Source organism: Nocardia harenae NBRC 108248 (assembly GCF_001612885.1).
GTDB lineage: Bacteria > Actinomycetota > Actinomycetes > Mycobacteriales > Mycobacteriaceae > Nocardia > Nocardia harenae.
On record NZ_BDBH01000004.1, the window covers coordinates 742774 to 767770 of the forward strand.

Genomic DNA, 24997 nt, shown 5'->3' on the forward strand with positions numbered 1-24997 from the left:
GACTTCGACCCGGCGCACGTGGTGGTGATCGAACGCGGTTTCGCCGCGCCGGTGGAGGTGATCTGGCGGATGTGGACGGTGCCGGAGCATTTCGCGGCGTGGTACGGCCCCGGCGGCGCGAGTGTGCCGGTGGCGAGGATGGACGTGCGTGTCGGTGGCGCGCGTTTGGTGTGTATGCGGGTGGAGACACGCGATGGTGCGAGGCGGATGTGGTTCGCCGGCGAGTACCTCGAGGTCGTCGAGAACGAACGCCTCGTCTACACCGAGTCGGTCTCCGACGAGGATGGCCGGATCCTGACGCCCGCAGAGGCGGGGACGCCGCCGGGCCATCCGGTGACCACCGAGGTCCGGGTGCAACTGCGCGATGTCGGCGGCCGGACCGAGATGGTCCTGACCCATCGGGGCGTGCCCGCCGGCTCGCCCGCGGCGAGCGGATGGAGCGCCGCGCTGGACAAGCTCGCCGCGCACATCGAATAGCCCACGCCGCCAACGATCTGCCATCGGTCTCGGACACGGCCCGCGTCGTCGTGTCCGATGTCCGGTCAGGAAAATCGTGGTGCGCGTTCGGTGCGGAACGCGTCGGGGAAGGTAATACGCGGAGGTGCCATCCGGGCTCAGCCCCGCCTTCGTGATCATCCTCGAGAAATCCGCGATCCCAGCCGGCCAGAGCGCCGCCGTCACCTCGCCGTAGAAGTCGGCGACGGTCTCGGGCTCCAGCGCTACCGCGCAACTCCGGGTCTTGCTTATACGTACACTTCTACTTATAGTTCTTCTACGTATACATCTACGCATAGGAGTTCGCAGCCATGACCACCTTCAGCACCCCCACCCCGATCACCGCCACCCTCGACGTGCCGGTCGGAAACGTCACGGTGACCGCGACCGACCGCACCGACACCGTGGTCGAGATCCGCCCCGCCGACCCGTCGAACAAGACCGATGTGCGGGCGGCCGAGCGTTTTCGGGTCGAGTTCGACGGAACAACGCTGACCGTCGAACTGCCCCGCGGCGGCTGGAACCCGTTCGCGGGCACCCCGTCGGTCGAGGTCGGCATCCTGGTGCCGACCGGCACCCGGCTGACGGCCGGCCTGGCCGTCGGCCGCCTGCACACCGCCGGCGCCTTCGACGGCTGCGAGCTGTCCGTGGCCGACGGCGATATCCGGGTCGAGCGGCCGCGCGGCGCGGTCACCGCGGTGGCGGCGCGCGGCGACATCCGGGTCGAGGACGCTGCGAGCGGGGTGCTCCGGCTGGAGACCTCGACCGGCGAACTCGAGGTCGGCATCCGCCCCGGTGGCGCGGCCCGCTTGGCGACGCACGAGTCCTTCGGCCCGGTGCGCGATGCGCTGGAGCCGGCCGCGCCCGGCGCCGAGCTGGTCGAGGTGCACGCCCGCAACTCCTGCGGCCCGATCGTGGTCGGCCACACGGTCGGGGTCTGACCGGAAACCGACAGGGCCCCGCGAATACTCGCGGGGCCCTGCGGCGCTCAGTCGGCTATCCGCCCGAAATCCAGCTTGACCAGCTGGTCGGCGCGGTCGAAGTACCGGTCGTCGTGGGTGATCACGATGACCGTCTTGCCGCGGCGCTTCAGGTCGTTCAGGATCTCGCCGTAGAAGACGTCGCGGAAGCGCGGCTCCTGATCGGCGGCCCACTCGTCGAAGAGGTAGATCGGGCGGTCCTCCAGCAGCGCGGTGAGCAGCGCGAGGCGCTTGCGCTGGCCCTGCGAGAGCGCGATCGTGGAGAGCTTTCCGTCCTCGACCGTCACCTTGTCCGCGATCCGCAGCTGCTCCAGGTAGTGCCGCACCTCGTCGTCGATGCCGGGGCGGTCGAAGCCGAGGTAGTCCTCGAAGAGGTGGAAATCGGTGAACACCGCCGAGGAGTTCTGCCGGAACCACTCCACGTTCTCGTGGTCGACCTTCTCGCCGTTCAGCGAGATCGAGCCGGTGCGCGGGATGTAGAGCCCGGTGATCAGCTTGGCCAGCGTCGACTTGCCGCTGCCGTTGCCGCCGACCACGAAGGTGATCTGCCCCGGCTCGAACACCAGATCCAGCGGGCCGAGCGCGAAACCGGTGGCCTCGGCGGTCTCCAGCACCGGCGCGCCCATGGGCACCGGGTGGTGGTCCCGGCCGCCGTGGTCGATCCGGCGGCGCCCGTTGACATCCGGCGCGGGCGCGGCGTGCGGCCTGCCGGGGCGCGGGTGCCCGGGGTGCGCCCCGCGGGGCGGCGGGCCACCCGGCGGCCTGCCGCTGCCCGGCCGCGCACCGGGGCGGCCGTCGGGGTGCGGCGGCGGCGCGCCCGGCCCGTCCTCGAACGGCGCGGGCGGCTCGCTGGCGTAGTGGTAGCCGACATTGCTCAGCTCCAGCCGGGCCGAGTCCACCACCGGACGCTCGGTGTAGGGCAGCTGCTCCTCGTTGTGCAGCGTGGCCATGGAGAGGTTCATGGTGCGGATCTTGGCCAGCGCCACGTCACCGCGGACCAGGTCGGGCAGCCGGTGCATGAAGTTCTGCATCGGCATCGCCAGGAAGGTGGTGACCAGCACGTACCCGATCATCACATCGCGCGGCAGGTCGAGCGCGGCGGCGATGGCGAACAGGATCAGCGCCATGGTGCCGAGCTGCAGGAACTGGCCGAGCCCCTGCGCCACCGAGAACTTCTGGCTCGCCGCCACGTTCTGGTCGCGCAGCGTGCGGGCCGAGCCGAGCAGGTGCCGCTGCATGAAGTCGCGGCGCCTGCCGCGGTGCAGCTTGAGCTCCTTGATCCCGAGCGTGACCGCCTGGAAGGAGCTCAGCAGCAGGTCCTCGTTCTCCCTTGCCCGGTGGTAGATGGCGCGCACCCGGCGCAGGAAGAACTCCACGCAGCAGATGCCGACCAGGGTGCCCGCCACGCTGATGGCGAAGATCGGCCCGGAGAGCACCGCGAGGAAGACGAAGCAGCCGACGATGGTCGCCACGTCGATGCAGATCGCCGGGATCGCGGTGACCGCCTGCGAGAGCGAGCGCACGTCCTCGGTGAGCGTCGCGAGCAGCCGGTGCGAGCCGAGCCGCTCCAGGTGCTCCAGCGGCGCGGCGACCACGCCGCCGCTGAGGTCGGCGCGCAGCCGGTAGATGGCCTCCTGCGCCAACCGGATCAGCAGGATCTGCGAGATCAGGCCGCTCACCAGCAGGACGACTCCGGTGAGGACGAACCGCGGCAGCAGGTCGTCCGGCCGCGGACCCGGCGACACCACAGCGTTGATGAGGGTGACCAGGTAGGTGTTGGCGGCGCCCGCGACCAGGCCGGAGGCGACGACGCCCGCGATCCGCACCCAGGAGATCGAGATGAGGAATCTGATGAGTTGCATGGTTACTGTGCTTTCGAAAGTGCCGGCGGTGCGATCTACCGGCGGATGATGTCGAAGATCATGCCTTCGAGCGTGACGCCGGGGGCGAAGGAGAACGCCACCCCGGTCGAGATCGGTGCGGTGCTGTCGGCCTGGCCGATCATCCGCTGCAGCACGAAGATCAGGGAGACGCTGAGCATGTTGCCGTGCTCGGCGAGCACGTCCCAGCTCACCGCGGCGGCCTCGCTCGGCAGCCCGAGCGAGCGCGCCGACTCCTCGATGATCTTGGGCCCGCCCGGGTGGATGGCCCACAGCGCGACATCGGACTTGCGCAGCCCGTTCTCCGCGAGCCGCCGGGTGACCACCGGGTCGACGCCCTCGTAGATGTACCTCGGCAGCTCCTCGGCGAGCTCGCAGGTGATGCCGTTGTGGTTCACCCCGAGCACGATGCCGTCCTCGGCGTCGTCGAGCAGGTGGCTGAAGCTGTCCCGGATGACGACCTTGCCCGGCGCCAGCGGCTGGTGCACCTTGCTCGCGCCGATCACCACCGCGCCGCAGCCGTCGCCGAAGAGGCTGTGCGTGATCACGTCGTTGACGTCGTCGGCGAAGACGGCGTTCACCGAGCTGAGCTCGATGCAGATGAGCATGGCCTTCTTGTCCGGGTGCGCCCGGACGTAGTCGACCGCGGTGCGCATGCCGTTCATGGCGGCGGCGCAGCCCATGAAGTTGACCACCACCCGGCCGACCGACGGCGCGAGCCCGAGCTGCTTGACCACCGCGACATCCACGCCGGGCGCGATGAACCCGGTGCTGGTCACGAAGACGAGCAGCCCGACCTCGGCCGGATCCTCGATCCCGGCCAGCGCCCGCCCGGCGGTGTCGACGGCGAGCGGCACCGCGTGCTCGTGGAACAGGTTCATCCGCTCCCGGATGGTGCCGGGCCGGCGGCTGTAGGCCAGGAACTCCGGCTCCAGCGGGTCGACGACCAGCCGGCGGGTGTCGATCCTGGTCTTGCGGTACACCCGGCCGATCCGGGTGCGCTGCCGCTCGTCGCCGAAGAGCTCGGCGACCCGCTCGGCCGCGGCCGCCTGGTCGAAGACCCGCAGCGGCGAGCCGGTGGCGATGCTCTCGATCACCCCGACCGTGGTCGGCGGCGCCGGCGGCAGCATCCGCGCGGCGATGTCGTGCCCGTGCTCCCCCTCCGCCCGCAGGCGGGTTGTCCCCGGGCGATTGCCCTCGTCGATCGTTACAGACACGACCTTCTACCTTTCGCAGTGATATGTGACCGTGGAATGCGGCTCAGACGGTGCCGATTCCGGTGAAGCCCTGGACCGTGTAGACGGCGCAGGTCTTCAGTGCCGACGGCGAGCAGTGCTCGCGCACGAACCCCCAGTTGCGTTCTTTCGCCTCGTCGGAGCGGGAAAGCAGATAGGTCCGGATCTGTTTCGGGAAACGATCCGTGAGGAAACTCTTCGCGGGCAGCCACGCCACCCCGAATTTCTCCGCCTCTTCGCGCAGTACGTCCTCGGTCGCGATATTCGCGAAACCGCTGCGCTGGTAGGGCAGCACGTGGTGCACCCGGTGCGAGCTCAGCCCGGCGGAGAGGAAGCAGTCGATGTAGCGGTTGCCGACCACCTTCAGGTCGTACGCCTGCTCCAGCTGGTTGATGCCCCAGTCCTCGGTGTCGGTGTGCGTCTCCTCGGTATCCAGCTCGAAATCGTGGCTGGCCACCACCAGGAAGGTGCTGATCCAGAGCGAGATCACGAACTGCAGGAACCAGGCGAGGAAATCGCCTGCGAGGGTGAAGGCCACCAGCTCCGCGACGAGCAGGAAGCGCACCCCGAAGGAGCCGACGAAGTGCGGCAGCGCGCCGCGCATCGAGCCGTACATCTCCGCGACACCCACCTTGCGGGTGAGCCGGCAGACGTCGAGCAGCCGGATCGTCATGCCGGTCAGCGTGTGCCCGAGTTTGTGCAGGGTGTGCACCGGCATCCGGTAGAGCCGCGGCACCCGCATCATCATGGTGAAGACGTTCTTCTTGATGTCGACTTCGCTCTGCGTGTGCGGGTGGTGCAGCAGCGCGTGGCCGTCCGCGGTGACGAAGGAGAGCGCGACGTAATTGAGGTCGAAGGCATTCACCCAGACCTTGTTCATGCCCTTCTGCGCCCGGTGGATGGCGTAGTGCCCGAAGCCGGCGAGCGAGCTGCGCAGCACCACCATGGCGAGCACGAAGATCGGCAGCGGCATCCAGCCCGGCTCGAAGAGCCGCAGCCCCTGCACCGCGAAGTAGGCCACCGCCAGCACCGCGACCACGATGTTGAAGATGGTGTCCATGCGCTTGATCCGGGCGGCCAGCGCGGGCTCGCGCAGCCGGGCCCGCACCCGGTGCAGCAGGTCGTCCTTGTTCCCGAAGGAGTACTTCGGGGTGTCCCGCCAGCTGTCGAAACCCTCCTTGAAGAGGAAGTCCGGCGCGTTGTTCTTCGGGTGGATGTCCTCGGGCAGCGCGTCGCGGTCGAGCGCGTAGCGCTCCAGCATCTTCTCGACGGCCTGCGGATTCTTGTGGTACGAGCCGATGATCGAGGTGATGTCGCGGTTCTTGGTCCGGCCGATGAAGAACTCGCCGCCCGGATGCTTGGAGATCCAGTCGCTGAGGTCGTAGGCCCTGCCGTTGTAGACCCAGACGTTCGAGATCGGGGGCGGCCCGTCGGGCGGCGGGGGACGACGGAAGTCCTGCTCCTCCGTCGCGGGGCGGGTGTCGGTCATCGGTGTCCTTCGTGCTGTGTTCGCCGGTGTCTCGGGCCGTATCGCTCGAACCCGGGATTTGATTTCAGACACCGAGCGGCTCGGCACGTCGTGCCGCGCCGTGCCAGTCCGGCCCCGGAAGATTCCCCCAGGTCAAGCGGTCCGCCTCGGTGGTCATGCTCAGTATGGTGCGTCGTCTCGCCTACAGCGCACTGAACGATTCCTTAAGCCGGAACCCGGTCGCGACGCGTTTGCCCGCGGCTCTATGCGAGACGACGGCGCACAGGGTAACGTTCCGGCCCGCAGCGGCTTCCGACCGTGGTTCGGCCATGGGTCGGCCACCGAGAATCACGGCCGGCGTTGGGCTCTCCCTCCGCCGGACGGGGCCGCTGTGCCCACCCCGGCAGCGCCTGCTGCCACTCCACCCCGGTCATCCGACCACGCACTCCCACGGGGGCAGACCATGAGTGACCCGACAATGTCCGAATCCACCGCTATCCGGCGCGGTACCCGCCGGTACTCCCCGGTGCGCTTCGGCACCGCCGCCGTCGCGGCCTCGCTCTTCGCGGCCATCCTGACCGGTTGCGGCACCGACGATTCGAGCACGAGCACCAGCACCGCCGCGACCGCCACCGGCCCGCTGCCCGACGCCGCGCAGATCGTGCAGGAGTCCGCGCGCACCACGCAGACCCTGCAGGCCGTGCACCTGGAGCTGGAGGTCGAGAACATCCAGAACCTCCCGGTCGAGAAGGTCGACGCGGACGTCACCAACCAGCCGCAGGGTCAGGGCGCCGCCCAGGGCAGCGCGACCGTGCGCACCAAGCCGGACGCGCCGTTCGTCGAGGCGGACTTCGTCGTCGTCGACAAGTCCATGTGGGTCAAGCTCGAGGACGGCAAGTTCGCCGATCTCGGCCCCTCGGAGAAGGTCTACGATCCGGGCATCATCCTGGACAAGGACAAGGGGCTGGCGAACGTCATCGCCAAGGTGCAGAACCCGAGGGTCGAGGGGCGCGAGAGCGTCGAGGGCACCGCGGTCGTCAAGGTCAGCGGCACCATCGACTCGGCGGTCATCGACCCGATCGTGCCCCGGGTCGGCGAGGGCGGCGGGACCTTCCCGATCACGCTCTACATCGCCGACGTCGCACCGCCGAGCACCTCGGCCGCGGCCAAGCCGTCCGACGCGCCCTCCGCGGGCGAGGGGCCGAACCTGGTGCGCGCCGTCGTGCAGAAGGGGGACGGCACGATCAACGTCACCCTCTCCGACTGGGCCGAGCCGGTCACGGTGACGAAGCCCGCGAACTGACCGCTACCGGCCTCCCGGCCGGAGCCCGGAGCCGGGTGTCCGCAGCGAATCCGCCGCGGACACCCGGCTTCTCGCGTTTCCGGGGCGGCACGGCGCTACCCGATCGTCGCGACGCCTGACGCACCTGCGGCGCAGCGCACCGCGCGGGGACGGGTTCCGGCCGCTCCGACGGGACGTTTCAATCAGTGATTGAACGATTGATTGAAACGTGTTCTAATTCAGTGGTGGGACGAGCCGAGACCGGAACGCGCGAGCGCATCCTCACCAGCGCCGAGCGATTGCTGCTCGAGTCCGGGTACGACCGGGTGTCGGTGCGCGCCGTGTGCGCCGCCGCCGGGGTGAACCCGGCCGCCGTGCACTACCACTTCGGCTCCAAGGAAGCGCTGGTCGCCGCGCTCCTGGAGGCCAGGCTCGGCCCGCTCTGGCAGACCGCGCTGGACGATCTCGCCGCCGACGCCCCCGACGTGCGCGCGGTGGTCGCCGCGCTGATCGCCCCGCTCGCCGAGCTCGCCGCCGACCCCACCGGCCGCCTCTACCTGCACCTGCTCGCCCGCATGGTGCTCGGCAGGCGACCGGTGCGCTGGGCCGCCACCTGGTTCCGGCTCGACCCGTGGGTGGCGCTGCTGCGCGAGCTGGTGCCCGGCCTCGACGCCGCCACCGCCCGGCGGCGCTGGCTGCTCGCCTTCGATCTCGTGCTCGGCCAGTTCGGCGACCCGCTCGCCGGCGACCGGGTGCTCTCCCCCGCCGCGGTGGCAGCCCTCACCGCGTTCGTGAGCGCGGGGCTCGCACTCTCCCCGGAGGAAGCATGAACGACGTGTTCGCCCCGGCCACGCTGGGGCCGATCCGGCTGCGCAACCGGGTGGTCAAGTCCGCCACCTTCGAGGCCCGCACCCCGGACGCGCTGGTCACCGACGATCTCATCGAGTACCACCTGCGCCCGGTGCGCGGCGGGGTCGGGATGACCACCGTCGCCTACTGCGCGGTGGCGCCGGAGGGCCGCACCGAGCGCAGGCAGATCTGGATGCGCCCGGAGGCGGTGCCCGGGCTGCGCAGGCTCGCCGACGCCGTGCACGCCGAGGGCGCCGCGGTGAGCGCGCAGCTCGGCCACGCGGGACCGGTCGCCAATGCCGCCTCCAACCGGGCGCCCGCGCTCTCGCCGAGCCGGCTCTTCAGCCCGCTCGGCATGGCCGCCACCCGGCGGCCGAGCGCGGCCGAGGTGCGCGGGCTGGTCCGCGCGCACGCCGCGGCCGCGGCGCTGGCCCAGGACGCCGGATTCGACGCCGTCGAGCTGCATTTCGGGCACAACTACCTGGTCAGCGCCTTCTTCAGCCCGCTGCTCAATCACCGTCGCGACGAGTACGGCGGCGCACTGGAGAACCGCGCCCGTTTCGCCAGGGAGATCGCGACCGCGGTGCGCGAACGGGTCGGCACCGGCATGGCCGTCACCGCCAAGCTCAGCATGGACGACGGCGTGCGCGGCGGACTGAAACTGCCGGAGAGCCTGCAGATCGGGCGCTGGCTGGAGGCCGACGGCGCGCTGGACGCGCTGCAGCTCACCGCGGGCAGCTCGCTGCTGAACCCCATGTACTTCTTCCACGGCAGCGCGCCGCGCAAGGAGTTCGCCCTGGCCTTCCCGCCGCCGCTGCGCTGGGGGTTGCGGGCGAGCGGCCGCTTCTTCCTGCGCGAGTACCCCTACCGCGAGGCCTACCTGCTCGACCTGGCGCAGCAGTTCCGGCGCGAGCTGACCATGCCGCTCATGCTGCTCGGCGGTATCAGTACCAAGCCGACCATGGATCTGGCGATGTCCCGCGGCTTCGAGTTCGTCGCGATGGCACGGGCCCTGCTCCGCGAACCGGACCTGCTGCAGCGGCTGCGCGCCGATCCGGCGACCGAGTCGCTCTGCACCCACTGCAATGTCTGCATGACCACGATCTTCCACCGCACCCGCTGCGTGCTGGCGCGCCCGGACGAGCAGGCGGCGGAGCTGCGGGACGGCAGGCCGCCGGTCCGGCTCCGCGGTTCCCGCCCCCGGCGTGCGTAGAGTCGCGGGGCATGGCCCGAACCATGCAGATCTCCGACAGCATCGTGATCGCCGTCGACCCGGCGACGGCGTACGACAATATCGCCGACGTCACCCGCATGGGGCGGTGGAGCCCGGAGAACACCGGGGCGGTCGTGGCCGATCCGGATCGCCCGCCCCGGGTCGGTGACACCTTCGTCGGCGCCAATACGCGCGGCGCCATGCGCTGGCACACCGGCTGCGTGGTGACCGCCGCCGAGCGGGGCAGCCGCTTCGCCTTCCAGGTGCAGCGGTGGGGCCTGCGCAAGCCCGCGCTCCGGGTGGCGGTGGCGAGCTGGGAGTACCGCTTCGAGCCGGTCGACGGCGGCACCAGGGTCACCGAGACCTGGATCGACGACCGCACCGGCTGGCCGGACCCGGTTGCCGCGGTCTTCGACCGCATCGTCACCGGCAAGCGCGGCTTCGCCGAGTTCCAGGAGGGCAATATCCGGCGCACCCTGGCCCGGCTCAAGGAGGCCCTGGAGTCCGAGCAGGTGGATTGACCGTACTGGCCAAGATGGCGACCGGTCGGTCAGCCCGCCCGCTCCGAGGACCGCCGCCCGCATATCGTCCGCCTTCGTTCGGTCTCTGTCGACGGGGTGACGACTCGGCGAGCGGATGTGTGACAACCGGGCGCGCAAACGCCCCGCATTCCGTAGGTTGTCGGTGTCCGCCCTCGTGGCCGAGGCGGACGCCCCCTCTCCCTTCGACGACGGAACGCGCTCGTGAAAGTCCACCACCTGAACTGTGGCAGCATGCATCCCCCCGCGACGGCCGACCTGGTCTGTCATGTCCTGCTGGTCGAAGCACCCGGCTCGCTGGTGCTGGTCGACACCGGCTTCGGCCTGCACGACATCGTCGACCCGGCCGCCAGGATCGGCCCGGTGCGGCACCTGCTACGGCCCGCGCTGGAGCCGGCCGAGACGGCGGCGCGGCAGGTGGAGCGGCTCGGCTTCAAGCGTGACGACGTGCGCCACATCGTGCTCACCCACCTGGACTCCGACCACATCGGCGGGCTCGCCGACTTCCCGCACGCCCAGGTGCACCTGACCTCGGCGGAGCTGCGCGGCGGCGTCACCGAGCCGACCTCGCGCGAGCGCATGCGCTTCCGCGCCGCGCAGTGGGCGCACGGCCCGAAGTTCGTGCAGCACAACCCGGCGGGCGAGCCGTGGCGCGGCTTCGCCGCGGCCCGCGAGCTCACCGAGATCGCGCCGGGAATCGTGCTCATCGCGCTGCCCGGGCACACCCGCGGCCATGCCTGCGTCGCGGTGGACGCGGGGCACCGCTGGATCCTGCACGCCGGCGACGCCTTCTACCACCCGGCCACGCTGGACGGCCGCTCCACGGTGCCGTTCCCGCTGTCCCTGATGGAGTCGTTGGTCGCCTACGACCGGCACCGGGTCAGGGAGAACCACGCCCGGCTGGCCGAGCTCTACCGGCGCGGCGAGCCGGACCTGCGGATCGTCTGCGCACACGACCCCTCGCTGCTCGCCGGTTCGCTCGCCTGAAAGTTCCCTTCCCGGGGGAGATTTCGGGGTCCGGCTCGGGGTCGAGCCCGGATCCCCGGCGCCTCCGTGCGGCCTAGCGTTGCTGTTCATGACACGCGCACGCGCCATCGCACTCTGGCTCCTGGTGATCTTCGTCGGCATCCAATTCGGCGCGGGCTGGTACGAGAAGGTCATCGTGGTGCACCTGTGGGAGCAGGTGCCGCCAGCGGAGACGCTCGCCGCCATGACCGACTCCGGCTTCGAACGGGCGGGCACGGCGTTCTGGCCCTTCGTCTCGCCCATGGTCGCGCTGCTCGCCCTGGTGAACATCGGCTTCGCCTGGCGGGCGCCGGGCCCGATGCGCCGCTGGTGGCTGGCTGCCGCCCTGCTCATGACCACCTACGCGGTGGTCAGCTACGGCTGGTTCGTGCCGCAGATGGTGCTCTTCCAGCGCGACGGCGCGGACTGGAGCCCCGATCGGATCGCCGATTTCGTCGAGCTCTGGACCTCGGCGAACTATGCCAGGATGGCGCTCGGCGGGGTGGGCTGGCTCTGCGCGCTGCGCGCGCTCTCGCTCTCCGGCGACCGGGCGCGCCCGCTCGCCGATTAGGCTCGCGGAAATGACCGGAACGGCCCCGAGCAGCAGCAGGCGCACCAACCGCCGAGGCGGGGTGAGCTCCCGGCCGGGCCGGCCCCCGGCGGCTCGCTCCGGGAGCGACCCGCCGCCACCGTCGCGACCGCCGCCATCGTCGCCCACCTGGAGCACTCGCGCTGCCCCTCAGCGCAGCAGCGCGTTCACCAGCGTGACCAGGTAGTCGACGGTGGCCTCCCGGCTCAGCCCCTGTTCCCGCCGCAGGCTGCGCCACGTGCCGACGTTCAGCACCACGACCAGCAGATCACCGAACCGGTCCTGCTCGTGCGGGCGGCTCGCGATCGCCGCCGCGAAGACCGTCTCCACCCAGTCCCGGTGGAAACGGTGCCCGTCCTCGATGATCGGCAGCAGCTCCGGCATCCGCTCGGCGAGCGCGAGCAGCCGCCAGGTGCCCTCCCCGGTGCGCTCGTAATCCTTCACCACCGTGCGCACGATGGACTCCACGTCGCCGGGCACCGCCACCGAGCGCTCCGCCCGCACCGTCGGCGCGAACCGCTCGGCCGGCCCGGCCAGGTACAGCCCGATCTTGCTGCCGAAGTGGTTGACCACGGTCTGCGCCGCCCGCGGCCGCCGGGTCGGTGGCCGCGCACAGCGTCGCGAGCGCCCCGGTCCCAGCGCTTCCGCGCGCATACCGGGACAAGGCCGACGCAGTGGCTCCTGGACCGCCGCCTACCGAGCGAACCCGCCCGATCAGTGCGGCGATCGGTTGCCTATGCCGTTCGCACCCGTTCTGCGCCCCGACGTCCGTTCGAGCGAATCACCGCATCGCGATGCCGGCTACCGGACCGCCCGGCCCCGGCCCGCCCGGAGCAGCTCCGCCGCGATCGCGCGCCCCAGCCGCAGCGGCTCCACCGAGTGCTCCAGCTTCGACCCGGCCAGCGCACCGTCGTAGACCAGCTGGACCCGCAGCGCGAGCCCGCCCGGATCGGCCATCCCGGCCTCGGCGAGCAGGTCGGTCAGCGTCTGCCGCACCCAGACGCGGTGCGCCACAACCGGTTTTAGCCGCTCCTCCGGGAACTCGGTCGCCGCATTGGCGTACTGACACCCGCGGAACCCCTTGCCGGGCGCCGAGGCCAGCGCCAGGTCGAAGAAGGTCAGCACCCGATCGGCCGGGTCGGCGACGGTGGCGACCGCCTCCAGCCAGCGATTGCGGTCGCGCCGATCGAGATGCTCCAGGTAGGCGAGCACCAGCGCGTCCTTGGAGCCGTAACTGGAGTACAGGCTGGCCCGCGCCACCCCGGCCTCGGCCAGCACCCGGTCGATGCCGACGGCGCGAATGCCGTAGCGGGCGAACAGGGCACCGGCGGTCTCGAGCAGGCGCTGCGCCGGGCTCGCCTTGCTCGGCCGCTCGGCCTGCGCCGCGGATTCCGTCGACGTCGTCACACCACCACCATAACCGCTCCTCCGCATAGACAGATCGTTCTGTCTATGCCATGGTTGAACCGTGACTCGCAGTACCCTCACCCGCCGCCTGCACGTGGATCTCGTGCGCGTCGCCGGTGCTGCCTGTCGTCACTCGCGCTGAGCCGCGTCCCGGTCCCGCATCTGTGCGGGGTACCGCTGTCCGTTCTCCGAAAGGCGATTCCGCATGTCCCTGTACCTGTACGAACTGGCGCCCGCGATCGATCCGGCCAAGGCCGTGGACGAGCTGGCGGCGCGCATCGGCGAGGCCGGCGGCGAGCTGATCGAGGCGCAGGTGACCGGCGGTGCCGGGCGGATCTTCGCGATCGCCGAGTTCGAGTCCTGTCGCGCGCCCGGGCTGGAAGCGGACGGCGCGCTCGGCGCGGTCGACGGCCCGCACGAGGTGCGGCTGGTCGGCGCCGAGCTGGCGCAGCTGAAGGCGGCCCGCCCGGCGGCGGGGTACCTGGTCGAGTGGGACATCCCGGCCGAGATCGACATGGACACCTACCTCGCGCGCAAGAAGGCGAACGCGCCCAGGTACGCGAACGTGCCCGAGGTCGACTTCCTGCGCACCTACGTCCGCGAGGACACCGCCAAGTGCCTGTGCTTCTACGACGCTCCCGACGAGGCCGCGGTCCGGCGTGCCCGAGATGCGGTGAGCACCCCGATCGACCGCCTGCACGCGCTCACGGAACCCCGAGCATGACCGCCGTGCTCGACGCCCGCGCCGAGGCGGTCGCCTTCGTCCGCGCCAGGGCCGCCGCGCTCGACCGGAACGAGACCGACGTCCGCACCGACCTGGCCGAGCTGGGCCGCCTCGGGCTGCTCGATATCGGCCTCGGCGAGCCGGGGATCGAGCCGATCGTCGGCGTGGTCGAGGCGGTCGCCGGGGAGAGTCTCGCGGTCGGCTTCTCGCTCTGGGCGCAGCGCATGACCATCGAATACGTTTCCCGCGCAGCGGAATCCGTGCGCGCGGAGCACCTGGCGGGGCTGACCTCCGGCCGCACCGTCGGCGTCACCGCCATGGCGGCGGCGCTCAAGCACCTGGCCGGGCTCGGCCCGCTGCCGCTGGCCGCCGACGGCGACCGGGTCTCCGGGCCGATCGCCTGGGCCTCCAATGTCTTCCCGGACGCGCTGATCGTCTTCCCGTTCCGGGACGGGTCGGGGCGCGGGCACGTCGGCTGCACCCGCACCGGGGCGGCCGGTGTCGAAGTGGCCCCCGCGCCGGAGCTGCTCGCGCTCGGCGCGACCGCCTCGACCTCGCTGCGCTTCACCGACGTCGCGATCGAGCAGCGGATCACCGGCGACCTGAAGGGCTTCTGCGGCGCCATCCGCCCGACCTTCCTGCTGCTGCAATCCGCCTTCTGCACCGGCATCGCGCGCACAACGCTGGTCGAGGCCGCGGACCGGCTGGACGGGCTCGGCGAGGAGTTCCGCACCGAACTCGAGTCGCTCACCGCCCGCGGCGACGATCTGCGGCACCAGCTGTACCGGCACGCCGCCGACCCCGGCGCGGCTGGCCCGGCCGAGCTGCTGGAGGTCCGGCTCGGCGCCGCCCGGCTCGCGGTCGAGGCCACCCGGCTGGAGTTCGCCCTGCGCGGCGGGGCGAGCTACGCCACCGCGAGCGCCACCAATCGTCGGTTCCGGGAGGCTGCCTTCCTGCCGATCCAGTCACCCTCGGAAGGGCAGTTGCGGTGGGAACTCTCGCAGTACGAATAGCGGACGGCCACAGGAGCTACGCGGATACCCCGGTCCTGCGCGGCCTCGACCTGGCGGTCCCCGCCGGGGAGACGCTCGCGGTGCTCGGCGCCAGCGGCAGCGGCAAGTCCACGCTGCTCCGGGTGCTGGCCGGGCTGGACCGGCTGGACGCGGGGACCATCGACTGGGACGGCGCCGCCACCCCGCCCGCCACCGGCACCGTCTTCCAGCAGCCGCTGCTCATGCCGTGGCTGACCGTGCGGGACAATATCCTCTTCGGCGGCCGCTTCACCCGGCACCGCGATGGCTTCGACCGCGAACACGCGCTCGGCCTGCTCGCCCGCTTCGGCCTGGGTGACCTCGCCGGGCGCTACCCCGATCAGCTCTCCGGCGGTCAGGCGCAGCGCATCGCGGTGATCAGGGCCGCCGCCGTGCGCCCCCGGCTGCTGCTGCTCGACGAGCCGTTCAGCGCGCTCGACCCGGCCGTGCGCGCGGACCTGCAGGACTGGCTGCGCGAGCTGGTCGCCGAGCTCTCCTGCACCACCGTGCTCGTCACCCACGACGTGGACGAGGCGCTGCGGCTCGCGGACCGGATCGTGCTCATCGGGCCGGGTGCCGCCGTGCGCGAGGACGTCCGGCTCATCGGGGCCGACCCGGTCGCCGTGCGCGAGCGCATCGTCGCCGGGTACCGCGAGACGGTGGTGCCCGCGTGAGCCTCTCCCGCCGAGCCCTGCTGTGCGGGTGCGCCGGGCTGGTCGCCGCGGGCGGCATCGCCGGGGTCACCGACCTGGCGCGCTCCGCCGGGACCGACCGCACCCATACCGGCGGCACGCTGCGCATCGGCTACCTGCCGATCACCGACGCCGCCCCGCTGCTGGTCGCGCACGGCGCGAACACCGTCGCCGCGGGCGCGGTGGACAGTGCCGAGCCGGTGCTCTTCCGCAGCTGGGCCGCGCTCGCCGAGGCGTTCCTGACCCGTCAGGTGGACGTGGTGCACCTGCTCATGCCGCTGGCCGTGCAGCTGAGGTACGGGCTCGGCGCCGACGTCCGGGTGCTCGGCTGGAACCACACCAACGGCTCCGCGCTCACCGTCGCCCCGCACATCACCGAGCCGGAGCAGCTGGCCGGGACCCAGGTGGCGATCCCGTTCTGGTGGTCGATCCACAACATCCTGGTCCAGCAGTACCTGCGCGCGCACGGGCTGCGCCCGGTGATCCGGCGCTCCGCCGAGCGCGCCGGCCGCACCGTCGAGCTGGTGGTCATGAGCCCGTCGGACATGGTCCCCGCGCTGGCCAACGGTTCGATCGCCGGTTTCACCGTCGCCGACCCGTTCAATGCCGCTGCCCAGGTGCGCGGCGTCGGCCGGATCCACCGCTACCTCGGCGACCTCTGGCGCGACCACGCCTGCTGCGCGCTCGTCGTGCACCAGGACCTGCTGGACCGGCGCCCCGAGGTCGCCCAGGCACTCACCGACGGCGTCGTGGCCGCACAGGCGCGGATCGACACCGACCGCCCCGCTACCGCGAAAATGCTGGCCGGCGGCTACCTTCCGCAGCCGCTGCCCGCCATCACGACCGCGCTCACCTACCCGAAGCCGCCCCCGGTCCGGCACCCGGAGTGGAACCCGCAGCGCATCGGCTTCCAGGCGTTTCCCTACCCGAGCTTCACCAGGGCGCTGATCGAGGCCATGCCCGCCACCCTCGTCGACGGCGACACCCGCTTCCTCGACCAGCTCGACCCCACCCGGGTACACGCCGAACTCGTCGACGACCGCTTCGTCCGGGCCGGCCTCGGCGGCGCCACCCCCACCCGCATCGAGGAGATCGACCCGTCGTGACCACCACCACCCTCCCCGATAGAGACCCGGTCGCGCGCACCAGGCGCAGCCCGCTCCCCCGCATCGCCGCCATCGTCGCCGCGCTCGCGCTCTGGTGGCTCGTCACCAGCGTGCTGACCGGGCCCGATTCGCTGCTTCGCGAGTTCGCCCCGCAGCACGTGCCCGGTGCGCTGCACGCGCTGTACGAGCGCGGGGTGCTGCTCGCCGATATCGGGGTCAGCCTGTGGCGATTGCTTCTCGGGTTGCTCATCGCCGTGACCATCGGGGTTCCGCTCGGGTTGCTGCTCGGGCTGCACGCCGCGACCGAGCACGCCGTCGCCCCGGTCGTGCAGTTCCTGCGGATGATCTCGCCGCTCTCGTGGGCGCCGATCGCCGTGGCGGTGTTCGGCATCGGGAATCAGCCGGTGGTGTTCCTGGTCGCCGCGGCGTCGGTCTGGCCCATCGTCCTGAACACCAGCGCGGGCGTTCGCGCCATCGATCCCGGGTTGCTGCTCGTGGCCCGGTCCTTCGGCGCCACCCGCCGCGAACGGCTTTTCTCGGTGGTGCTGCCCGCCATTCGCGGGCACGTGCAGGCGGGGTTGCGGATCGCGCTCGGCATCGCCTGGGTGGTACTGGTTCCGGCCGAGATGCTCGGCGTACGTTCGGGGTTGGGCTATCAGATTCTGAATGCCCGGGATCAGCTGGCGTACGACCAGGTGATGGCGGTGATCGTCGTCATCGGCGCACTGGGGTTCGTGCTGGATTCCGGCGCGCGGGCGGTGCTGGACCGGCGATGAGCGCTCTCCGTCAAGCCACGGCGAGGCGGTCGACCAGGAGCTGGATTCGCTGCTCGGCGGCGTCCGGCGGCAGCCTGCCGGCGCGGGTGAGGGTGGCCAGCCCGTGCAGCGCCGCCCAGAAGACCTCGGTGAAAACACCAGGCTCGACGCCGTCCCCCGCGACCTCCGCGAGGGTCTCCAGCAGGGCGGCGAACGCGTCCTTGAGCGGCTCCGGACTCTGATCGCTGGCGAAGGTCAAGCCGCCGTCGAGCTGGAACATGGCGTCGTACACGTGCGGGGTGCGGGCGGCGAAGTCGAGGTAGGCGCGGGCGAGGGCGGTGACCCGGGCGCGCGTCTCGACCGCCGCGGCGGTCGCGGCTCGCAGCTCCGCCGCCAGTTCGGTGGCGCCGTCGAGGGCGACCGCCCCGATGATCTCGCGCTTCCCGCGGAAGTGGCTGTAGAGGACCGGCTGGCTGTACTCGATGCGCTCCGCGAGCCGCCGCGTGGTTACCGCATCCCATCCGTGCTGCTCGGCGAGCTCCCGGGCGGTGTCCACGATCAGCCGCTCCCGCTCCGCCCGCTCCCGCTGCTTTCGCTCCTGAACCGACATCGCTCGATACTAGCATCGCTAGACAATCAACCATTGATAGATCTAGTGTTGATCCAATGACTAGCAGTGCTAGATGTAGACGGCGCGTGGCGAGCGGGGTCCAGTTGCGGCGGAGGCGGCGAGTAGCGATCCTGTCGCACCCCGCCACTAGGGTGCACGAGGTGCGCGAACTCGACGGCCTCCCCTTCGCGGCCCACCTCCGCCCGCTGGACGACCCCCTCGACGACGAGGGCGACTACGACTGCGCCCTCGTCGAGGGCGAGCACCGGAACGCCACCGCGCGCAATGCCCGCTTCACCGAGTGCGCCATCCGCTCGGCCGGGCTGACCGTCACCGACTTCACCGCGACGAGATTCGCCGACTCCTGGTTCCGCAATGCCGACCTGACCGGCGCCACCCTGACCGAGTCCTCCTGGCAGGACGTCGAACTGATCGAATCGGCGCTCGCGGGCGCGGAACTCATCGGCGCCCGCCTGCGCAGAATCACCTTCGAGGGCTGCAAGCTGGACGGCGCGAACTTCCGCGGCGCCCAGCTGCGCGAGGTCACCTTCCGGGACTGTGTGCTGCGCGACGTCGACCTGGGCGGCGCCACGCTCACCGGCGTCACCTTCCCCGGCAGCCGGGTCGAGCTCGCCCTGCGCGACACCACCCTGGAGAAGGTCGACCTGCGGGAGGCCGTGAGCATCTCCGTGACCGAGGGCGTGCCCGCGCTGCGCGGCGCGACCATCTCGCGCACCCAGCTGTTCGAGCTGGCTCCCCTGCTCGCCGCATCGATCGGCCTCCTCGTCCGGGACTGAGCCGGCAAACAGACAGTGATCGACCCCACGCCCGCAAACTAGTTGCTTGTGTCAAACAACCGTCGTATAGTTGCTTACCGCAAGCAAGTAAATGACTCCGGGGAGTGGTGGCGATGGCGGTGTCGAGTGTGACGGCCCAGAGCCTGATCGACGAGCTCTACCTCATGGGCCGGGCCATCAAGATCTCCATCGCCCGCAACGAGGACGAACGGCTGCTCGCCGGCGGCCTCGGCGTGCTCGTCACCCTGGAAGAGCACGGCCCGTGCAGGCAGGGCGATCTGGCGGTCTCCATGTGCCTCAGCCCGTCGGCGCTGAGCCGCCACGTCGCCGAACTGGTCGCGGACCAGTTGCTGACCAAGCGTCCCGACCCGAGCGACGGCAGGGCCACGGTCCTGCACATCACCGACCGGGGACGCGCACTGCTGCGCCGGATCCGGGTCAAGCGCGCCGAGGTCATGGCCGCCATGCTCGACGACTGGGGCGACGAGGACGCGGAACGCGCCCGCAGCACCATCCGGAGCCTCCGGGAAAAGCTCACCGAACACGCTCTCCGCACCGGCGCGGGCGAGCACCAGCCGGTTCGATAGAAAGTCAGGTATTCGATGTCAACCACAGCCGAGGCGGTGAAGAACCGAGAGCCCGCCGCCATGACGCACCGCGAGATCCTGGAAGCGATGACCGGTCTGCTGGCCGCGCTGTTCACGGCGCTGCTGAGCACCACCATCGTCGCGACCGCGTTGCCGACCATCATCGGCGACCTGAAGGGTTCGCAGACCTCCTACGCCTGGGTCATCACCACGGCGCTGCTCGCCAACGCGGCAACCACCCCGATCTGGGGCAAGCTCGCCGACCTGTTCAACAAGAAGCTGCTCGTGCAGTCGGCCATCGTGATCTTCGTGATCGGCTCGGTGATCGCGGGCGTCGCGCACAGCGTGCCACTGCTGCTGGTCGCCCGGGTGATCCAGGGCGTCGGCATGGGCGGGCTGACCGCGCTCGTGGTCGCCATCATCGGCTCCATCGTCTCGCCGCGTGAGCGCGGCCGGTACTCCGGCTACATGGGCGCGGTCATGGCGGTCTCCATGTCCGGCGGCCCGATCCTGGGCGGCGTGATCGTGGACAGCCCGCTCGGCTGGCGCTGGTGCTTCTTCGTCTGCGTGCCGCTGGCCGTGATCGCGCTCTTCCTGCTGCAGCGCACGCTGCGGCTGCCCACCGAGCGCAAGACCGGCGTCTCCATCGACTGGCTCGGCGCCACCCTGCTCACCGCGGGCGTCTCGGTGCTGCTGATCTGGGTCTCCTTCGCGGGCAAGGCCGGGTACTACGACTGGTTCTCCCGGGAGTCGGCGCTCTACGTCGGCGCGGGCGTGCTGCTGCTGGCCGCCACCGTGTGGGTGGAGCGGCGGGCGGAATCGCCGATCGTGCCGCTGCCCATCGTGCTGGAGAAGACCACCGGGCTGGCGATCATCGCCTCGATCGCGGTCGGGGTCGGCATGTTCGGCGCCACCACCTTCCTCGGCCAGTACTTCCAGACCGCGCGGGGCTACTCCCCCACCGCGGCAGGCATCCTGACCATCCCGCTGGTGGCGGGCATGCTGATCGCCTCGGTGACCTCCGGGCAGCTGATCACCCGGTTCGGCAAGTGGAAGCGGTTCGTGGTGTCCGGCGGCGTGCTGCTGGTGATCGGCTTCGCGCTGCTCTCCACCATCGACCACGCCACCAACCTGTGGCTGGTGGGCGCCTACATCAGCGTGGTCGGCCTCGGCGTCGGCATGATGATGCAGAACCTGGTGCTGGCCGTGCAGAACACGGTGAGCGTGCAGAACATCGGCGCCGCCTCCAGCAATGTCGCGTTCTTCCGCACCTTCGGCGGCGCGATCGGGGTCTCGGTGCTCGGCTCGATCCTGGCCTCCCGGGTGGGTGAGCTCTCCGCCGAGGGCTTCGCCAGGCTCGGCATCCCGGCCGGTAGCTCCGGCGGCGGCAGCCTCGACCTGGCGTCGCTGCCGCAGCCGGTGCTGGAGATCGTGCGCGCCGCCTACGGCGACGCCACCGGGCGCATCTTCCTGGTCGCCGCCGCGGCCTGCGTCATCGCGCTGATCGCCACCGCGCTGCTGCCGAACAAGCCGCTGCGTACCACGATCGATATCGACCCGGCGCTGGATCCCATGCGGCCCGGAACGACGCCGCCGACCGACACCACCGTCGACGACACCAGGGAGCGCGTGCTCCAGCACTGACTCCCCGAGCAGCGGGCCCCGGAGCGATCCGGGGCCCGTTTCTCCTGTCCGGCGCAGCAGCCGGACGCGGGCGGGCCGGGTGGTGTGGGCCCAGAGCAGCGCCACGCGGGTGAGCTGGCCGAGTGCGGTGGAGCCGGAACTCGAGATCACGCCACGCCGTAGCGAAACGGACGATCTCACCCGTTGCGGGTGATCTGCTGGCACGCTGTCACCTGCCAAGCTCACCCGCACTGAGACCCGGAGGTGCCCATGTGGCGGACCGCTGTCGCTGCGCTTGCTGGAACCTTGCTCACCTGCGCCGCGGCGCCGCTCGCCACGGCGCAGCCACCGGGGTACAGCGAGTACGTCTCGCTCGGTGACTCGTGGTCGGCGGGCGCCACGCTGAACCCTGCCCTGCTGAACTCCGAATTCGTGCCGCTCGGCTGTCTGCAGCGCACGCAGAACTTCGCCAGGCAGGTGGCCGAGGCGCTGAACGTCCCGACCTTCCGGGACGCGGCCTGCGCCGGCGCCACCACCGAGGACATGACGGCCGACCAGCCGCTCGGCAAGGACCAGTACCCGTCGTACAACACGCCGCAATTCGACCGGCTCACGCCGAACACCGACCTGGTGACCATCTTGATCGGCGGCAACAACGTGGGGCTCGCGGCAACGGTGCGCACCTGCATCACCCCGAACCCGGCGATCTCGCCGTGCGTCTCCCGCTTCGTGGTGAACGGCGTGGACCAGATGACGCAGCGGATCGAGGCCGCCGAGCCGACGATCGCCGCGACCATCGACGGCATCAAGGCGCGGTCGCCGCGGGCTCGGATCGTCATGCTGAACTACCTCGACGGCGTCGCGGTCGGCGACCCCTGCTACCCCATCATCCCCATCTCGCCGACCGACGTGAACTGGCTCGCGGAGAAGCTCTCCGAGCTCAACACCATGCTCGCGGCGGTCGCCAGGCAGACCGGGGTGGAGTTCGCGAACACCTACGCGGGCAGCGTCGGGCACGACGCCTGCCGCGCGCCCGGCGTGCGCTGGGTCGAGGGGCTGATCCCGGTCACCGCCGAGCCGCCCGGCCCCGCCCTGCCCTTCCACCCGAACCAGCTGGGCGTGAACCACCAGGCGAGCACGGTGCTCGCCACCCTCGGGGGCTGATTCCCGCGCGGCGGCCCGGGTACCCGGGCGTCACCCCGATCCGAGGAGGAGCCGTGCCCGACCCCGCCGCCGTGCTGTTCGATGTCGACGGAACCCTCGTCGACTCCAACTACCTGCACACCCGCGCCTGGCACCGCGCCTTCCGCGCGGCGGGCGCGGTGGTGCCGAGCTGGCGCATCCACCGCGCGATCGGCATGGACGGCAGCACCCTGATCGAGACGCTCGCCCCCGAGGCCGACGCCGACCGCGCCGACGAACTGCACACCCGCTACTACCTGGATTCCGCCGGGGAGCTCACCCTGCTCCCCGGCGCTCGGGAAATCCTGCACGCCCTGCACGATCGCGGCCTGCGCATCGTCCTCGCCACCTCCGCCGCACCCGACGAACTGGCTCGTCTGCGCGAGCTGCTCGACAGTGAGCCGATCCTGCACGCCGTCACCGACGCCGACGATGTGGAGACCGCCAAACCCGACCCGGCCATCGTCCGCGTCGCCCTCGAGCGCGCCGGCGTCCCCGCCGAGCGGGCGGTCTTCGTCGGTGACACGGTGTGGGACGCCAGGGCCGCCACCGATATCGGGGTGCGCGCGGTCGGCGTCCTCAGCGGCGGCGTCTCCCGCGATGAACTCACCACGGCGGGAGCGGAATTCGTCTGCGACGATGTCGCGGAGCTGCTGCGCGAGGTCGAGCGGAGCCCCCTCGGAAAACTGCTCTGATCAGGTCGCCGGCGCCGGGCGTCACCGCCGAGGCCGCCGAGGCCGGCGCGACCCCGCGCTCCGCGCCGCACCCCGCGTGAGTGCGCCGCCGGGTCGCGCGGCCGTCCGCTGACACCGCCGGTGGCGGCGCAGGGTAAGAAGAAGTGTGCGGTGCCTGCGCCGCCACCACCCACCGTCGAACGAGGAGAGCTGGTTCATGACGAACCCCACCGCGCGCGCACAGATCGGGGTCACCGGCCTCGCGGTCATGGGCAGCAATATCGCCCGGAACTTCGCGCGGCACGGCTACACCGTCGCGCTGCACAACCGCAGCGTCGCCAAGACCGACGCGCTGCTCGCCGAGCACTCCGGTGACGGCGATTTCGTGCGCACCGAGACCATCGCCGAGCTCATCGCCGCGCTGGAGAAGCCGCGCCGGGTGCTCATCATGGTCAAGGCAGGCGATGCCACCGACGCCGTGATCGAGGAGCTGGCCGCCGCCATGGAGCCCGGCGACATCATCATCGACGGCGGCAATGCCCTCTACACCGACACCATCCGCCGCGAGGCGGCGCTGCGCGAGCGCGGCCTGAACTTCGTCGGCGCCGGCATCTCCGGCGGCGAGGAGGGGGCTCTGAACGGCCCCTCGATCATGCCGGGCGGCCCGGCGGAGTCCTACGAATCGCTGGGCCCGCTGCTGGAATCCATCGCCGCGCAGGTCGACGGCACCCCGTGCTGCACGCACATCGGCCCGGACGGGTCGGGGCACTTCGTGAAGATGGTGCACAACGGCATCGAGTACGCCGACATGCAGCTCATCGGCGAGGCCTACCACCTGTTCCGCGACGCGCTCGGCTTCGACGCCAAGCAGATCGCGGACGTCTTCACCCAGTGGAACACCGGGGATCTGGAGAGCTACCTGGTCGAGATCACCGCCGAGGTGCTCAACCAGGTCGACGCCAAGACCGGCAAAGCTCTGGTCGATGTGATCGTGGACGCCGCCGAGCAGAAGGGCACCGGCCGCTGGACCGTAAAATCCGCCCTCGACCTGGGTATTCCGGTGACCGGGATCGCCGAGGCGGTCTTCGCCCGTGCCATCTCGGGCTCCCGCGCGCAGCGCAAGGCGGCCCAGGGGCTCGCCTCGGGCACGCTGGCCGACAAGCCCACCGACGCCGAGACCTTCACCGAGGACATCCGGCGTGCGCTGTATGCCTCCAAGGTGATCGCCTATGCCCAGGGCTTCGACCAGATCGCCGCGGGCAGCGCGGAGTACGGCTGGAACCTGACCCCCGGTGACCTGGCGCGGATCTGGCGGGGCGGCTGCATCATCCGGGCCCGGTTCCTGAACCGGATCACCGAGGCGTACGACGAGAACCCGGAGTTGCCCAGCCTCATCCTGGCCCCGTACTTCCGGGACGCCATCGAGACCGGTATCGACAGCTGGCGCCGGGTGGTCGCCACCGCGATCCAGCTCGGCATCCCGGTGCCCGCCTTCGGCTCCTCGCTCTCCTACTACGACGCGCTGCGCGCCGAAAGGTTGCCTGCTGCACTCACCCAGGGCCAGCGCGACTTCTTCGGCGCGCACACCTACGAGCGGACCGACGCCGACGGCAAGTTCCACACCCTGTGGAGCGGGGATCGGAGCGAAGTCTCCGCTTGACCTGAACAATGGTTGAGGAGTCACGGTGGAGCCATGAACTCCACCGTGACCGAACCATTGCAGATCGCCGTCGTCGTCGGCAGCACCAGGCCGGGCAGGTTCGGCCCTGCCGTGGCGGAGTGGTTTCTCGATCGCGCCCGCGCGCGGCCGGAGCTCTCCCCCGCGGTCGTCGACGTCGGCGACACCGAGCTCCCGCACGCCTTCGGCGCCCCGGCTCCCCGGCTGGCCCCGGCGGCGGCCGCGCTGGCCGCCGCCGATGCCTTCGTCGTCGTCACCCCCGAGTACAACCACAGCTACCCCGGCGCCCTCAAGAACCTGATCGACCTGCACTCGGCAGAGTGGCGCGCCAAGCCGGTCGCCTTCGTCAGCTACGGCGGCGTCTCCGGCGGGCTGCGCGCGGTCGAGCACCTGCGCGGCGTCTTCGCCGAGCTGCATGCCGTCACCGTCCGGGACACGGTCAGCTTCCACAATCCGTGGGGCCGCGCCGACGGCGGCAGCCTCGCCGCCGACCCGGAGTCCGACGCCGCCGCGGGTACCCTGCTCGACCAGCTCACCTGGTGGGGCGAGGCGCTGCGCACGGCTCGCGCCCACCGCCCGTACGGCAGCTGAGGGCG

The 24997-nt window shown here is 71.1% G+C and carries 27 protein-coding genes; 21 read left to right on the forward strand and 6 right to left on the reverse strand.

Going from position 1 to position 24997, the window contains the following annotated elements; genetic code table 11:
- The first annotated feature begins 18 nt into the window (after positions 1 to 18).
- Positions 19 to 477 carry an SRPBCC family protein gene (locus NH2_RS09530; RefSeq protein WP_218021679.1) on the forward strand — a complete coding sequence of 153 codons (459 nt, stop codon included), beginning with the start codon at positions 19 to 21 and terminating at the stop codon, positions 475 to 477.
- A gap of 329 nt (positions 478 to 806) precedes the next feature.
- Entirely contained in the window at positions 807 to 1436 is a 630-nt protein-coding gene (locus NH2_RS09535) for a DUF4097 family beta strand repeat-containing protein (RefSeq protein WP_067651362.1), read from the forward strand.
- Positions 1437 to 1483: 47 nt separating this feature from the next.
- On the opposite strand, the gene NH2_RS09540 is transcribed toward NH2_RS09535, so the two are convergent.
- The 3 genes from NH2_RS09540 to NH2_RS09550 all read right to left on the reverse strand — a co-directional run bounded on the left by NH2_RS09540 (position 1484) and on the right by NH2_RS09550 (position 6079).
- Positions 1484 to 3337, reverse strand: a complete 1854-nt coding sequence (locus tag NH2_RS09540; protein ID WP_067651365.1) for an ATP-binding cassette domain-containing protein — start codon at positions 3335 to 3337, stop codon at positions 1484 to 1486.
- A 35-nt stretch (positions 3338 to 3372) separates the two neighbouring features.
- On the reverse strand, positions 3373 to 4527 hold the full coding sequence (locus NH2_RS09545) for a type III polyketide synthase (protein WP_439951745.1): 1155 nt from the start codon (positions 4525 to 4527) through the stop codon (positions 3373 to 3375).
- 88 nt (positions 4528 to 4615) lie between these two features.
- The gene (locus NH2_RS09550) at positions 4616 to 6079 is read right to left on the reverse strand and encodes a fatty acid desaturase (protein ID WP_067651368.1); all 1464 of its coding nucleotides are present in this window, start codon (positions 6077 to 6079) and stop codon (positions 4616 to 4618) included.
- A 442-nt stretch (positions 6080 to 6521) separates the two neighbouring features.
- Here NH2_RS09550 and NH2_RS09555 point away from each other — a divergent pair, with 442 nt between their 5' ends.
- The 6 genes from NH2_RS09555 to NH2_RS09580 all read left to right on the forward strand — a co-directional run bounded on the left by NH2_RS09555 (position 6522) and on the right by NH2_RS09580 (position 11517).
- On the forward strand, positions 6522 to 7361 hold the full coding sequence (locus tag NH2_RS09555) for an LppX_LprAFG lipoprotein (protein WP_245650487.1): 840 nt from the start codon (positions 6522 to 6524) through the stop codon (positions 7359 to 7361).
- A 224-nt stretch (positions 7362 to 7585) separates the two neighbouring features.
- Complete coding sequence (locus tag NH2_RS09560; RefSeq protein WP_067651372.1) at positions 7586 to 8170, forward strand: TetR/AcrR family transcriptional regulator; 585 nt, start codon at positions 7586 to 7588, stop codon at positions 8168 to 8170.
- Positions 8167 to 9402 carry an NADH:flavin oxidoreductase gene (locus NH2_RS09565; RefSeq protein ID WP_067651375.1) on the forward strand — a complete coding sequence of 412 codons (1236 nt, stop codon included), beginning with the start codon at positions 8167 to 8169 and terminating at the stop codon, positions 9400 to 9402. Before NH2_RS09560 ends, NH2_RS09565 begins: the two co-directional genes overlap by 4 nt.
- Before the next feature lie 11 nt (positions 9403 to 9413).
- Positions 9414 to 9923, forward strand: a complete 510-nt coding sequence (locus NH2_RS09570) for an SRPBCC family protein (RefSeq protein ID WP_067651378.1) — start codon at positions 9414 to 9416, stop codon at positions 9921 to 9923.
- A 222-nt stretch (positions 9924 to 10145) separates the two neighbouring features.
- A complete protein-coding gene (locus NH2_RS09575) occupies positions 10146 to 10928 on the forward strand; it encodes an MBL fold metallo-hydrolase (RefSeq protein WP_067651381.1) in 783 nt (260 codons plus the stop codon).
- 88 nt (positions 10929 to 11016) lie between these two features.
- Positions 11017 to 11517, forward strand: coding sequence for a DUF1772 domain-containing protein (locus NH2_RS09580; RefSeq protein ID WP_067652520.1), 501 nt, complete (start codon positions 11017 to 11019; stop codon positions 11515 to 11517).
- Between the two features lie 168 nt (positions 11518 to 11685).
- Here the strand turns inward: NH2_RS09580 and NH2_RS09585 are convergent, their stop codons facing one another.
- Together NH2_RS09585 and NH2_RS09590 are read right to left on the reverse strand one after the other, a co-directional pair.
- On the reverse strand, positions 11686 to 12108 hold the full coding sequence (locus tag NH2_RS09585) for a hypothetical protein (RefSeq protein ID WP_067651384.1): 423 nt from the start codon (positions 12106 to 12108) through the stop codon (positions 11686 to 11688).
- Between the two features lie 228 nt (positions 12109 to 12336).
- A complete protein-coding gene (locus NH2_RS09590; RefSeq protein ID WP_067651387.1) occupies positions 12337 to 12969 on the reverse strand; it encodes a TetR/AcrR family transcriptional regulator in 633 nt (210 codons plus the stop codon).
- Between the two features lie 67 nt (positions 12970 to 13036).
- Between NH2_RS09590 and NH2_RS30295 the strand changes: the two genes are divergently transcribed.
- From NH2_RS30295 to NH2_RS09615, 6 genes are all read left to right on the forward strand, one after another.
- Positions 13037 to 13084 (forward strand): hypothetical protein, encoded by a 48-nt coding sequence (locus NH2_RS30295; protein ID WP_369690040.1) that lies wholly within the window; start codon positions 13037 to 13039, stop codon positions 13082 to 13084.
- A 63-nt stretch (positions 13085 to 13147) separates the two neighbouring features.
- The gene (locus NH2_RS09595; protein ID WP_067651390.1) at positions 13148 to 13666 is read left to right on the forward strand and encodes a DUF4242 domain-containing protein; all 519 of its coding nucleotides are present in this window, start codon (positions 13148 to 13150) and stop codon (positions 13664 to 13666) included.
- On the forward strand, positions 13663 to 14679 hold the full coding sequence (locus tag NH2_RS09600; RefSeq protein WP_067651393.1) for an acyl-CoA dehydrogenase family protein: 1017 nt from the start codon (positions 13663 to 13665) through the stop codon (positions 14677 to 14679). Before NH2_RS09595 ends, NH2_RS09600 begins: the two co-directional genes overlap by 4 nt.
- Entirely contained in the window at positions 14655 to 15371 is a 717-nt protein-coding gene (locus NH2_RS09605) for an ABC transporter ATP-binding protein (protein WP_067651397.1), read from the forward strand. Before NH2_RS09600 ends, NH2_RS09605 begins: the two co-directional genes overlap by 25 nt.
- Positions 15368 to 16495: an ABC transporter substrate-binding protein gene (locus NH2_RS09610; protein ID WP_067651400.1), complete on the forward strand. Its 1128-nt coding sequence runs from the start codon at positions 15368 to 15370 to the stop codon at positions 16493 to 16495. The genes NH2_RS09605 and NH2_RS09610 overlap by 4 nt, the downstream gene beginning before the upstream one ends.
- Positions 16492 to 17271 (forward strand): ABC transporter permease, encoded by a 780-nt coding sequence (locus NH2_RS09615; RefSeq protein WP_067651403.1) that lies wholly within the window; start codon positions 16492 to 16494, stop codon positions 17269 to 17271. Before NH2_RS09610 ends, NH2_RS09615 begins: the two co-directional genes overlap by 4 nt.
- Positions 17272 to 17281: 10 nt before the next feature.
- Here NH2_RS09615 and NH2_RS09620 read toward each other — a convergent pair whose 3' ends face one another.
- The gene (locus tag NH2_RS09620; RefSeq protein ID WP_067651406.1) at positions 17282 to 17860 is read right to left on the reverse strand and encodes a TetR/AcrR family transcriptional regulator; all 579 of its coding nucleotides are present in this window, start codon (positions 17858 to 17860) and stop codon (positions 17282 to 17284) included.
- Positions 17861 to 18021: 161 nt separating this feature from the next.
- Between NH2_RS09620 and NH2_RS09625 the strand changes: the two genes are divergently transcribed.
- The 7 genes from NH2_RS09625 to NH2_RS09655 all read left to right on the forward strand — a co-directional run bounded on the left by NH2_RS09625 (position 18022) and on the right by NH2_RS09655 (position 24992).
- A complete protein-coding gene (locus NH2_RS09625) occupies positions 18022 to 18657 on the forward strand; it encodes a pentapeptide repeat-containing protein (protein WP_245650488.1) in 636 nt (211 codons plus the stop codon).
- 113 nt (positions 18658 to 18770) lie between these two features.
- Positions 18771 to 19244, forward strand: coding sequence for a MarR family winged helix-turn-helix transcriptional regulator (locus NH2_RS09630; RefSeq protein ID WP_067651411.1), 474 nt, complete (start codon positions 18771 to 18773; stop codon positions 19242 to 19244).
- A gap of 15 nt (positions 19245 to 19259) precedes the next feature.
- The gene (locus NH2_RS09635) at positions 19260 to 20888 is read left to right on the forward strand and encodes an MDR family MFS transporter (protein ID WP_067651414.1); all 1629 of its coding nucleotides are present in this window, start codon (positions 19260 to 19262) and stop codon (positions 20886 to 20888) included.
- A 285-nt stretch (positions 20889 to 21173) separates the two neighbouring features.
- A complete protein-coding gene (locus NH2_RS09640; protein WP_067651417.1) occupies positions 21174 to 22031 on the forward strand; it encodes an SGNH/GDSL hydrolase family protein in 858 nt (285 codons plus the stop codon).
- Between the two features lie 53 nt (positions 22032 to 22084).
- A complete protein-coding gene (locus NH2_RS09645) occupies positions 22085 to 22744 on the forward strand; it encodes an HAD family hydrolase (RefSeq protein ID WP_067651420.1) in 660 nt (219 codons plus the stop codon).
- 196 nt (positions 22745 to 22940) lie between these two features.
- On the forward strand, positions 22941 to 24383 hold the full coding sequence (gnd, locus tag NH2_RS09650; RefSeq protein WP_067651423.1) for an NADP-dependent phosphogluconate dehydrogenase: 1443 nt from the start codon (positions 22941 to 22943) through the stop codon (positions 24381 to 24383).
- Between the two features lie 33 nt (positions 24384 to 24416).
- Positions 24417 to 24992 (forward strand): NADPH-dependent FMN reductase, encoded by a 576-nt coding sequence (locus NH2_RS09655; protein ID WP_067651426.1) that lies wholly within the window; start codon positions 24417 to 24419, stop codon positions 24990 to 24992.
- Positions 24993 to 24997 lie beyond the last annotated feature (5 nt).